The sequence below is a fragment of the Sphingobium sp. TomTYG72 genome, assembly GCF_055394715.1.
The window spans coordinates 18,195-27,904 of the sequence record NZ_AP027338.1 but is presented as its reverse complement, the minus strand read 5'-3'; the positions used below and the strand labels follow the sequence as shown (position 1 = coordinate 27,904).

12 protein-coding genes and 1 pseudogene are annotated in these 9,710 nt (G+C 64.3%); 4 read left to right on the top strand and 9 right to left on the bottom strand.

What is annotated here, in order from left to right:
- The 4 genes and pseudogenes from ACZ5U1_RS17805 to ACZ5U1_RS17790 all read left to right on the top strand — a co-directional run.
- Positions 1-307 (top strand): annotated as a pseudogene (locus ACZ5U1_RS17805) (helix-turn-helix transcriptional regulator); the annotation flags it as partial.
- Positions 308-358: 51 nt separating this feature from the next.
- Positions 359-1,189 carry a helix-turn-helix transcriptional regulator gene (locus ACZ5U1_RS17800; RefSeq protein ID WP_464780841.1) on the top strand — a complete coding sequence of 277 codons (831 nt, stop codon included), beginning with the start codon at positions 359-361 and terminating at the stop codon, positions 1,187-1,189.
- A gap of 61 nt (positions 1,190-1,250) precedes the next feature.
- Positions 1,251-1,436, top strand: coding sequence for a CoA transferase (locus ACZ5U1_RS17795; RefSeq protein WP_464780840.1), 186 nt, complete (start codon positions 1,251-1,253; stop codon positions 1,434-1,436).
- Positions 1,433-2,491 carry a CaiB/BaiF CoA transferase family protein gene (locus ACZ5U1_RS17790; protein WP_464780839.1) on the top strand — a complete coding sequence of 353 codons (1,059 nt, stop codon included), beginning with the start codon at positions 1,433-1,435 and terminating at the stop codon, positions 2,489-2,491. The genes ACZ5U1_RS17795 and ACZ5U1_RS17790 overlap by 4 nt, the downstream gene beginning before the upstream one ends.
- Before the next feature lie 46 nt (positions 2,492-2,537).
- On the opposite strand, the gene ACZ5U1_RS17785 is transcribed toward ACZ5U1_RS17790, so the two are convergent.
- Genes ACZ5U1_RS17785 through ACZ5U1_RS17745 form a run of 9 tightly spaced genes read right to left on the bottom strand, consistent with a single transcriptional unit; the run spans position 2,538 to position 9,705 of the window.
- Positions 2,538-3,707: an acyl-CoA dehydrogenase family protein gene (locus tag ACZ5U1_RS17785; protein ID WP_464780105.1), complete on the bottom strand. Its 1,170-nt coding sequence runs from the start codon at positions 3,705-3,707 to the stop codon at positions 2,538-2,540.
- 3 nt (positions 3,708-3,710) lie between these two features.
- Entirely contained in the window at positions 3,711-4,913 is a 1,203-nt protein-coding gene (locus tag ACZ5U1_RS17780; RefSeq protein ID WP_464780106.1) for an acetyl-CoA C-acyltransferase, read from the bottom strand.
- Between the two features lie 17 nt (positions 4,914-4,930).
- Entirely contained in the window at positions 4,931-5,305 is a 375-nt protein-coding gene (locus tag ACZ5U1_RS17775; RefSeq protein WP_464780107.1) for a nuclear transport factor 2 family protein, read from the bottom strand.
- Between the two features lie 59 nt (positions 5,306-5,364).
- Positions 5,365-5,829, bottom strand: a complete 465-nt coding sequence (locus ACZ5U1_RS17770; RefSeq protein ID WP_464780108.1) for a MaoC family dehydratase — start codon at positions 5,827-5,829, stop codon at positions 5,365-5,367.
- Positions 5,829-6,620 (bottom strand): SDR family oxidoreductase, encoded by a 792-nt coding sequence (locus tag ACZ5U1_RS17765; protein ID WP_464780109.1) that lies wholly within the window; start codon positions 6,618-6,620, stop codon positions 5,829-5,831. The genes ACZ5U1_RS17770 and ACZ5U1_RS17765 overlap by 1 nt, the downstream gene beginning before the upstream one ends.
- Positions 6,617-7,693: an acyl-CoA dehydrogenase family protein gene (locus ACZ5U1_RS17760; RefSeq protein ID WP_464780110.1), complete on the bottom strand. Its 1,077-nt coding sequence runs from the start codon at positions 7,691-7,693 to the stop codon at positions 6,617-6,619. Before ACZ5U1_RS17760 ends, ACZ5U1_RS17765 begins: the two co-directional genes overlap by 4 nt.
- Positions 7,693-8,598: an SDR family oxidoreductase gene (locus tag ACZ5U1_RS17755; RefSeq protein ID WP_464780111.1), complete on the bottom strand. Its 906-nt coding sequence runs from the start codon at positions 8,596-8,598 to the stop codon at positions 7,693-7,695. Before ACZ5U1_RS17755 ends, ACZ5U1_RS17760 begins: the two co-directional genes overlap by 1 nt.
- 13 nt (positions 8,599-8,611) lie before the next feature.
- Positions 8,612-9,058, bottom strand: a complete 447-nt coding sequence (locus ACZ5U1_RS17750) for a nuclear transport factor 2 family protein (protein WP_464780112.1) — start codon at positions 9,056-9,058, stop codon at positions 8,612-8,614.
- Positions 9,055-9,705 (bottom strand): gamma carbonic anhydrase family protein, encoded by a 651-nt coding sequence (locus tag ACZ5U1_RS17745; RefSeq protein WP_464780113.1) that lies wholly within the window; start codon positions 9,703-9,705, stop codon positions 9,055-9,057. Before ACZ5U1_RS17745 ends, ACZ5U1_RS17750 begins: the two co-directional genes overlap by 4 nt.
- Between the last annotated feature and the right edge of the window lie 5 nt (positions 9,706-9,710).

The window sequence follows — 9,710 nt, the reverse complement described above, 5'->3', positions numbered from 1 at the left end:
GCTGATCAGAATGAGCTGTTTCCTGCCGCTGGTGGATGGGATTCATGAAAGCCCGCCTTTTGGCGCCTTCATCCGCAATCTGGTGGGCCGCACCTATGCGCGGCGGGCTTTCCTGATCGTCTCACTGGCCAATGCCATGCCTGAGCAGGAACCGACCGTCATCCACATCGCCGCCCCGCGTGCGTCGCAGACCGCCTCTGGATTTCCGGCGTCTGGAAGCCTTGCGCCTGCATCCTTAATGGAATCGCTGCGTCCGGGCGCGTCCTATGCGCTGGACGAGATGCTGAATTATGATGACGCGGGATGAACTGGCGCGGCAGCGCGAGGCGTTGAATGAAATGAACATTCGCTATGGCCGATGGCTGCGCGTGGCGGCGGGCGGGTGGCCGATGCACATTTCCTGCTGGTGAGAGAGCGGGAGGATTTTTCTGCGTCTGCCGTTGCCGTGCTGTCGAGCATTGCCCCGCATTTCGCCGCGGCGCTGCGGACGCTGGTGGCATTGATCGAGGCGCGCTTGCAGGTTGCCATGGCGCAGGGCGCGCTTTCTCGGCTAGGCGTTGCGCAACTGGCGTTCGATTGGGGCGGTCGGGTGATGGCCGCTGATCCTGCGGCCGAGGCGATTCTGGCCTTTACGATCAGCCGGGCCAAGTCCGGAGCGGCGGTTGCAGTTGTTGCCCGACGCTACCCATGCGCTCAACCGGCCTGCGCGGAAATGGCGTCGGCGCCGCCGGGCGCGACGCGGGTAATCCGGATCGACGATAGCAGGGATATCGACCTGCTGCTGCGCAAGTCGGACCTAGCGCTGAGCGAACCGTGCGCCTTGCCCGCTGTGATCGGCATAGCGCGTACCGCCCGTCGCGAACCTGCGCAGGCGGCGGCGGGACTTTGGCGGCGCTGCATTGGTTTGTCGGGCAGCGAGGCGGCACTCGCTCACGCGCTGAGTTTGGGCGAGAGCATCGTTGGAGCGGGTGAGCAGCTTAATCTGACCACGGAAACGGCGCGTAACTATTCCAAGCGGATATATGAAAAGACGGGGGCGAAGGGGCAGGCGGATCTGGTGCGGCTGATCCTCACCGGCCCTGGCGCCCTTTGCGTGATGGCGGGCGATCCAGCCATTTCCGCTGTTTTGAAACAGCAGATTTTTCGCCGTTCGGCTGCAAGTTTCGCGGCCTGTCGTCTGGCGCTTTGACGGAAAAGTGGATAAAGGGCCGCCCAATGCTACGCATATCAATTTGGAGGGGCAGGCGACTATGAGCAATAAGAAGGCAGCCCTCGAAGGCATCCGCGTCATCGACATGACTCGCGTGCTGGCCGGACCCGTGGGCGCGCAGATATTGGGCGACCTCGGCGCTGACGTGATCAAGGTGGAACGTCCGGGCGTTGGAGACGACGGCCGTGTATATGGTCTGCCGAGGTTAAGGGCAAGGACGGGATGAATGTCCGTCAGGCGGGGTTTTTCACGGCGGCTAACCGTAACAAGCGGTCGATCACGCTGAACCATAGCAAGCCCGAGGGGCAGGAAATCCTGCGTAAGCTGGTGGAAACGGCCGACATCCTGATTGAAAATTACAAGGTTGGTGATCTCAAGCGGTTCGGGCTGGATTATGAGAGCCTGAAGACGATCAACCCGCGCCTTATCTATTGTTCGGTTACAGGCTTTGGCCAGACGGGGCCAATGGCTGCGCGGCCGGGCTATGATGGTTTGTTTCAGGCGACGGGCGGGATGATGGCCGTCACCGGCATTCCGGATGGGCAGCCGGGAGCCGGGCCGCTCAAGGCGGGACCGAGCCTCGTTGATTTCATCACCGGCCATAATGTCGCCATTTCCATATTGGCGGCACTCCAGCATCGTAACCAGACTGGTGAAGGGCAGCATATCGATATCGCCCTTCTGGATAGTTCGGTGGCGATGGTCAGCCATATCATGCAGGATTATTTGCTGAGTGGCGTGGTCCCGCCGCGCCTGGGCAATGGCGGCAATGGCGGTGGCCCTGCCGATCTCATCCATACCAAGGATGGCATGCTGTATCTCACCGCTGGCGGTGACGAGCATTGGCGGCGCTTGACGGTGCTGATGGGCCAGCCTGAGCTATATCAGGACCCCCGCTTCGATGAGAATTTCAAGCGCGGCAAGTTGAACCGGCTGGAGTTGATGGACATCATCAATGAATGGAGCCGTGGGTTCACTTCGGAAGAGCTTCAGGCGAAGTTCGATGAGGTGAGCATTCCCGCCGCGCGTTACAATGAGCTGCCTGAGGTTTGGGAAGATCCGCAGATCCAGCATCGCGGCCTTCGGGTGACGACGCCGCATCCCTGGGCGGAGGCCGGTACGGTCGATCTGATCGGAAGTCCGCTGGCTAATATGTCGGAGTCGCCGGCGACGATCCGCCGCGCGCCGCCGCTTCTGGGCGAACATAGCGCCGAGGTTCTGGGTGAGCTTGGCTATGACGAAGCGCGCATCGCCGAACTGCAAGAATCGAAGATCATCTGATCGGGTGGCTCCGGCGGCTCTACATGTGGCCGCCGGAGCTTATTCCTCACCCCCTCGGTTCCCGAGGCATAGCTAATCCGCGTTCAGCGATGATGTTGCGCTGGATTTGGTCTGTTCCGGCGTAGATGGTATCGGATCGAGACATGAGGTGCATGGTTGTGAGGGGACCCATGCGTTCGTCGTTGACGCCGATTTCGCCGGTTTGGCCCATGACCTCCATGGCGAGGTCGCCGAGGGCGACGTGCCAGCGGGACCAGTAGAGTTTGTAGGTGTAAGCGGCGCCGGAGAGGTCTGCGCCTTCGCCATCGGAGAGCATGCGCAGGCCGTTATAGCGCATGATCTTGAGGCCCGCATGGGCGGTGGCGATCTTCTGGCGGATGAGCGGGTCGCTGGCCTTGCCGTTGGCTTTGGCGATGGCGATGATCTCGTCGAGTTCGTTCTTGAACTGCATCTGCTGGGCGAGGGTGGAGACGCCGCGTTCAAAGCCAAGCAGGGCCATGGCGACCTTCCAGCCTTCGCCTTCTTCGCCGATGCGGTCGATCGCGAGCGCCTGCGCGCCATCGAAGAACACCTCGGCAAACTCGGCCTCGCCGGTCATCTGGCGGATCGGGCGGGCATCGACCCCGGGCTGGTCCATCGGGACCATGAGGAACGAGAGGCCCTTGTTGCCGACGCTGCCGGGCGTGGTGCGGGCAACGACGAAGCACCAGTCGGCGATGGTGCCCATCGAGGTCCAGATCTTCTGGCCATCGATGATGTAGCGGTCGCCTTCGAGGCGGGCCTTGGTCTTGACATTGGCGAGGTCGGAGCCCGCGCCGGGTTCGGAATAGCCCTGGCACCAGATGGCGCGGCCATGGGCGATGTCGGGGAGGAACCGGGCCTTCTGCTCCTCATTGCCCATGGCGAGCAGGGTGGGGCCGAGCAGTTCGACCCCGAGATGCCCGGCGCGCGGCGGACCCTTAGCGCGGGCATATTCCTCGGCGAAGATGATCTGCTGCGCGATCGAGGCGTTGCGCCCGCCCCATTGCTCAGGCCAGCCCACGACGCTCCAGCGCGCCGCCCCAAGCGCCGCTTCCCAGGCGCGGCGCTCCTCGACATTGTCGACCTGGTTGGTCTGGCCGCGAATGGACTTGAACGGGCCTGCGAGCTGTTCGTTGAGCCAGCTCGCGGCCTCCTCACGGAAGGCTTTGAGTTCAGGGGCGAAGGCGAGTTGCATGGATCAGGCGACCTCGAACAGACCGGCCGCGCCCATGCCGCCCGCGACGCACATGGAGACGACCACATATTTGACGCCGCGACGCTTGCCTTCGATCAGGGCGTGGCCAACGAGGCGCGAGCCGGTCATGGCGAAGGGATGGCCTATGGCGATGCCGCCGCCATTGACGTTGAGCTTGTCCGGATCGATGCCCAGCGTGCGCTGGCAGTAGATCGCCTGGTTGGCAAAGGCTTCGTTCAATTCCCACAGGCCAATGTCGTCGATCTTGAGACCGGTGCGCTCGAGCAGCTTGGGGATGGCGAACACCGGGCCGATGCCCATCTCGTCCGCGCCGCAGCCTGCGACCTGGAACCCCCGATAGATGCCGAGGATGGGGAGACCCTCCTTCTGCGCGGTGGCAAGGTCCATGACCACCTGCGCCGAGGCGCCGTCGGACAGCTGGCTGGCATTGCCGGCGGTGACATGCTTGCCTTCCTTGATGACCGAGCCGTTCTTGAACACGGGCTTCAATTCCGCGAGCTTCTCGTAAGTGGTGCCCGCGCGGATGCCCTCGTCCTTGGTCAGGGTCAGCTCTTCCTTGCCGGTCTCATTGCCTTCCTTGTCGAACAGGGCCTTGGTGACCGTGATCGGCACGATCTCGTCATCGAACTTGCCTGCTTCCTGGGCGGCGGCGGCGCGCTGCTGCGATTGCGCTGCGAACCGGTCCTGATCCTCGCGCGAAATGCCATAGCGTTCAGCGACGATCTCGGCGGTCTCGATCATCACCATATAGGCGTTGGGATCGCGCGCCTTGATGAACTCGGAGCGGTTGCGGAACGCGGGATAATGTTTGTCGATGGTGAGCGAGACATTCTCGACGCCGCCCGAGACGGCGCAGTCGATCTCGTTGGCGATGATGCCGCGCGCCGCGAAGGCGAGCGCGTTGAGGCCGGACGAGCATTTGCGGTCCATCGAGAACCCCGCGGTGGTGTCGGGCAGGACCGATCCGTGGACGGTCAGGCGGCCGACATTGTAGCTTTGCGTGTTCCACTGGTTGGCAACGCCGAGATACACGTCATCGACGCGGGCGGGATCGATCCCGGCGCGGGCGATGGCGGCGTCCACGACATGGGAGGACATGAACGGCGCTTCGGTGTCGTTGAACGCGCCGCGATAGGCTTTGCCGACGCCGGTGCGCGCGGTGGAGATGATGGCTGCTTCACGCATGTGTATCGATCCTTGGATTAAAAGCCGTGCATGTTGGTGGGACCCCAATAGGCGCGCATTTCGGTCACTTCATTGGCGTCGTTGAAGCGGAAGGTGTCGATGACGTCGATGCGCTTGGCCCCACCATCATAGTTCAGGTTCACCGAGAAGGGGAACACCGCATAATCGCCCGCGACCCGGACGGGGCCTTCGAGCTTCAATTTCGCGCCGGTCTTCATGGACTCGGCATAGAAGGCGCGGATCGCCTCGCGGCCATGGTGGATGGGTGAGCCGATCGGGTCCTCGACCGTCGCGTCTGCGGCATAGAGGGCGGCCACCTGGTCGGCGCTGCCTGCTTCGAACGCGGCGACATAGGCGTGGACGGCGGCTTCCATTTTGACGGGATCAGGCATGGTTTTGGCTCCAACGGGATTGGCGGCGAGAAGGCAGAGGGCGATTACTGCGCCCAAGCTCAGCTTTCCGGAAAATAGCGGTTGATGGTATCGACCACGCAGGCGGGCTTGTCCTTACCCTCGATCTCGACGGTGACGCGGATCACGGCCTGTATCGCGCCGCCCTTCACTTCCTCGACCGAGACGATCTCGCCGGTGCCGCGAATGCGCGAGCCCACGACCACTGGACTGAGGAAGCGGGTCTTGTCCATGCCGACATTGACCCCTGCGGAGAAGCGGCGGACCTCGACGATCTGCGGCATGAACAGGTTGACGAGGCTGAGCGTCAGATAGCCATGCGCGATGGTCGCGCCGAAGGGGCCGTCCTTGGCGCGTACCGGATCGACATGGATCCACTGATGGTCGCCTGTGCAGTCGGCAAAGGCGTCGATGCGTGACTGGTCGATGGTGAGCCAATCGGCGGTGTCGAGCTTGACGCCCTCCTGCCCCAGCAGCGCGCGCGGCGTTTCGAAGATGGTTGCCATCAGGCCCTCTGGCTGGAGACCGCGACGATCTCGCCGGTCATGTAGGAGGAGAGATCAGAGGCAAGGAACATCATGACATTGGCGATTTCCCAGACCTCGGCGGGGCGCTTGAAGGCTTCCTTCTCAACCAGCTTGTCGAGGGCTTCCTGCGTCGTCACCTTGGCAAGGAACGGGTGCATGGCAAGGCTTGGTGAGACCGCATTGATGCGCACGCCATGTTCAGCCGCCTCGATCGCGGCGCAGCGGGTGAAGGCCATGACCCCGGCTTTCGCGGCGGCATAATGGGCCTGGCCTTTTTGCGCGCGCCAGCCCAGCACCGAGGCGTTGTTGACCATGACGCCGGACTTGTTGGCGTACATGCTTGGCAGGAACGCGCGGGTCATGCGGAACAGCGAGGTCAAGGTGACGTCGAACACGCGCGCCCACTGCTCGTCGGTCATGTCGATGATATCGGCCTCGCCGCCCAGGCCCGCATTGTTGATGAGGACATCGACCTTGCCCAATGCGGCGAGCGAGGCATCGCGCAGACCCTGTACCGCCTCTTCGCTGGTGACGTCGCACACGAACAGGGCGGGGCGCTCGCAGCCCACTTCGTCGGCGATACGGTCGGCCGCTTCGTTGAGACGGCGTTCGTGGAAGTCGCTGATGAGGAGCTTGGCCCCTTCTTCAGCCGCGCGCTTGGCGGCGGCAAAGCCGATGCCGGTGCCAGCGGCGGCGGTCACGACCACGGTCTTGCCCTTGAGCATGCCCAGCGGGGTCGGATAGGGGGGAACAGGCGAGGTCGGGGTCATGCGGCGTCCTTCATGATGATCTGTGCGAGCGCTTCGCGATGCTGGTCCGGCGTGCCGAGCCAGCTGGCGGTGGCGCGCGCGCGCTTGAAATAGAGATGGGCGTGATGTTCCCAGGTGAAGCCGATGCCGCCATGGAGCTGGATCGCGTCGCCCGCGACCGAGCGATAGGCGTCGGACACATAGGCGCGGGCGGCATGGGCGGCTTCGGCCAGTTCCTCGCCATTTTCGTCGATCGCGGCGGCGGCATAATAAGCGGCCGAGCGCGAGGCTTCGACCAGCAGCATCATGTCGGCGAGCATATGCTTGTAGGCCTGGAACGAGCCGATGAGGCGGCCGAACTGGACGCGCTGCTTGGCATAATCGACGGTGGCGTCGAGGCTGTACTGCATGCCGCCGGTCTGTTCGGCGGCGAGCAGGCCCGCGCCGATGGTGAGGGTGCGTGCGATCGCGGCGGCCGCGCTGCCGGGCGCGCCGAGGATCATGGCATCGCTCACGTCGCAATCGAAGGTGAGGGTGGCAAAGCGGCGGGTGCGGTCGAGGCTGGGGAGTGCTTCGATGGTGAGGCCGGGGGTGTCCGCTTCGAGGACGACGAGGCTGTCGTCGGCGGTGGCGATGACGATCAACTCGGCGACATGGGCGAAGGTTGCGAACTCCGCCGTGCCGGTCAGCTTGCCGTTCGACAGGGTCGGGCGGCTTGCGGTGCCCGCGAAGCTGGCGCGGGTGCCTGACGCCAAGCGGGGCAGCAGCGCCGCCTTCTGCTCTTCGCTGCCTGCGGCGAGCACCGCCTGCACGGCGAGCACGGCGGTTTCGAAGAAGGGCACGGGTGCGAGCACCCGGCCGGTTTCCTCGAGCACCAGCGCCATTTCGACAGCGCCAAGGCCAAGGCCGCCTTGGGCCTCGGGGATCATCAGCCCGGCAAAGCCCATTTCGCCAAGGCTCGACCACAGGCTCTCGTCAAAGCCGCTCGTCCCTTCGACGGCGGCGCGGATGACGTCCGGGTTGGCGGCGTCGGTCAGGAAGTCGCGCGCGGCTTCCTGGATCGCGCGCTGGTCGTCGCTGAGCGCGAAGTCCATCAGGCGGCTCCGTAGACGGGCTTTGCAGGCTCGCGGGTCTGGAGGAGCCCGCGCACGATCGCGTCCATTTCGCTCGCTTCAATCCGCGCGCCCTTGTCGAAGGCAGGGCTGTCGGTCCACCCCTGCGAGAGGACGACCTGGCCGCCCTTGAGTTCAAAGACCTGGCCGGTCACCCCCTTCGACTGTTCGGAGACGAGATAGGCGACCAGCGGCGCCATATTTTCCGGCGCGAACAGGTCGAACTCGCCTTCCTTGGCGTCCATGTCGAACGCGCCGGTATTGGTCATGCGGGTGCGGGCGTTGGGGGCAAGGGCATTGGCGGTGATGCCAAGGCGGCCAAGCTCGGCGGCCTGCACCAGGGTGAGCGTCGCGATGCCGCCCTTGGCCGTCGAATAAGCCGACTGGCCGACCGAGCCCTGCAGGCCTGCGCCCGAGGTCGTGTTGATGATGCGCGCATCGACCGGATTGCCGGCCTTCGACTGCGCCCGCCAATATTCAGCGGCATGGCGGCTCGTGCAGAAATGGCCGCGCAGATGGACGCGGATCACCGCGTCCCATTCTTCAGGGGAGCAGGTGAAGAACATGCGGTCGCGCACGAAGCCTGCATTGTTGACCACGGCATGAAGCGCGCCGAAGCTGTCGAGGGCTTGCTCGACCATGCGCTTGCCCGATTCCCATTCGGCGACGTCGTCGGTGTTGGCGACGGCTTCCCCGCCCATCGCGCGGATCTCGTCCACCACCTGCTCGGCTGCGCCCTTGGTCGCGCCTGCCTCGCCATGGGTGCCGACGCCAAGGTCATTGACCACGACCTTGCAGCCTTCTGCGGCGAGGCCCAGCGCATAGGCTTTGCCAAGGCCATTGCCCGCCCCGGTCACGATCGCAACACGTCCTTCGCAGATACCCACTTGCCTTACTCCTTCATTGCGCTGCGACGGGGATCAGCAGATGCTGGCTTAAGTCCCCAACCAGATCGAGCAGGGAATAATCCCGCCCGGAAAAATGCCATGCCTCGTCCACCCGGACGAAGGCGTCATGATAGCGGCCCGCGCAGATCGCCTGGAGCGGCAGGGCCGGGGTCGCCTGAAACACGGTATAGTAAGAGCGGCAGGTGGCGGTGCCTGCCGCCTCGTCCACCTCGATAATGGGATTGGTGATGACATGCTTGGTGCGCGGCGTGCCGCAGGGGTAGAGGCGCACATGGGTGCGCCAGAGCGCCAGCATCGGCGCGGAGCCTTCGACCACTTCGCCGCCGCCGGTCTTGATCCGGGCGCGTTCGAACAGGGCGGCTACGGCTTCCAGATCGCCTGCGTCCATCAGTTCGGCATAGCGGTAGAGGAGGTTGGTGATCGCCGTGGCGCTGTTCATGCCTGACCCTCGCGCTTTGCGGCTTGTTTTTCGCGATGTTCGGCGGTGCTGCCCGAAAGGCGCACGGCGATGGCGTCGGAGGCGATGCGCTGCGCCTGCCGCTCGGCGCTGGCTTGGCTGAGCGGCTCGGCTTCGATGAGATCGGTGAGCGCGGCGCGGGCGAGTTTCTGATATTCGCCCTCGCCATTGTTGCGCCAGGTCACCTGCTGCGGCTCGAACGTCTTGACCACCTTGGCCGGGTTGCCGACGACCAGGCTGCGCGGCGGGGTCACCGTGTCGGACTTCACAAGGGCAAGGGCGGCGACGAGATTTTCGTCACCAATGATGGCATTGTCGAGGATCACCGCGTTCATGCCGATCAGCGCATTTTCACCGATCTCGCAGCCATGGATGATCGAGCCATGGGCGATGGTCGCGCCGCGCTTGATGACCGTGTCGCGCAGCTGGTTGGCATGGATCGACACATTGTCCTGGATCGAGCTGTCGCCTTCCACCACGATCCGCCCGAAATCGCCCCGCAGCGAAGCGCCCGGCGCGATGAAGCAGCCCGGTCCCACGATCACGTCGCCGATCAGCGACGCCAGCGGATGGACGTAGCTGGTCGGATCGACGACGGGAACAATCCCCTGATAGGCGTAGGCGGGCATCGGGG

Coding starts and splice junctions, on each gene's coding strand:
- ACZ5U1_RS17800 (WP_464780841.1), top strand. CDS start 359: ATGGCTGCGCGTGGCGGCGGGCGGGTGGCCGATGCACATTTCCTGCTG.
- ACZ5U1_RS17795 (WP_464780840.1), top strand. CDS start 1,251: ATGAGCAATAAGAAGGCAGCCCTCGAAGGCATCCGCGTCATCGACATG.
- ACZ5U1_RS17790 (WP_464780839.1), top strand. CDS start 1,433: ATGAATGTCCGTCAGGCGGGGTTTTTCACGGCGGCTAACCGTAACAAG.
- ACZ5U1_RS17785 (WP_464780105.1), bottom strand. CDS start 3,707: ATGCAACTCGCCTTCGCCCCTGAACTCAAAGCCTTCCGTGAGGAGGCC.
- ACZ5U1_RS17780 (WP_464780106.1), bottom strand. CDS start 4,913: ATGCGTGAAGCAGCCATCATCTCCACCGCGCGCACCGGCGTCGGCAAA.
- ACZ5U1_RS17775 (WP_464780107.1), bottom strand. CDS start 5,305: ATGCCTGATCCCGTCAAAATGGAAGCCGCCGTCCACGCCTATGTCGCC.
- ACZ5U1_RS17770 (WP_464780108.1), bottom strand. CDS start 5,829: ATGGCAACCATCTTCGAAACGCCGCGCGCGCTGCTGGGGCAGGAGGGC.
- ACZ5U1_RS17765 (WP_464780109.1), bottom strand. CDS start 6,620: ATGACCCCGACCTCGCCTGTTCCCCCCTATCCGACCCCGCTGGGCATG.
- ACZ5U1_RS17760 (WP_464780110.1), bottom strand. CDS start 7,693: ATGGACTTCGCGCTCAGCGACGACCAGCGCGCGATCCAGGAAGCCGCG.
- ACZ5U1_RS17750 (WP_464780112.1), bottom strand. CDS start 9,058: ATGAACAGCGCCACGGCGATCACCAACCTCCTCTACCGCTATGCCGAA.
- ACZ5U1_RS17745 (WP_464780113.1), bottom strand. CDS start 9,705: ATGCCCGCCTACGCCTATCAGGGGATTGTTCCCGTCGTCGATCCGACC.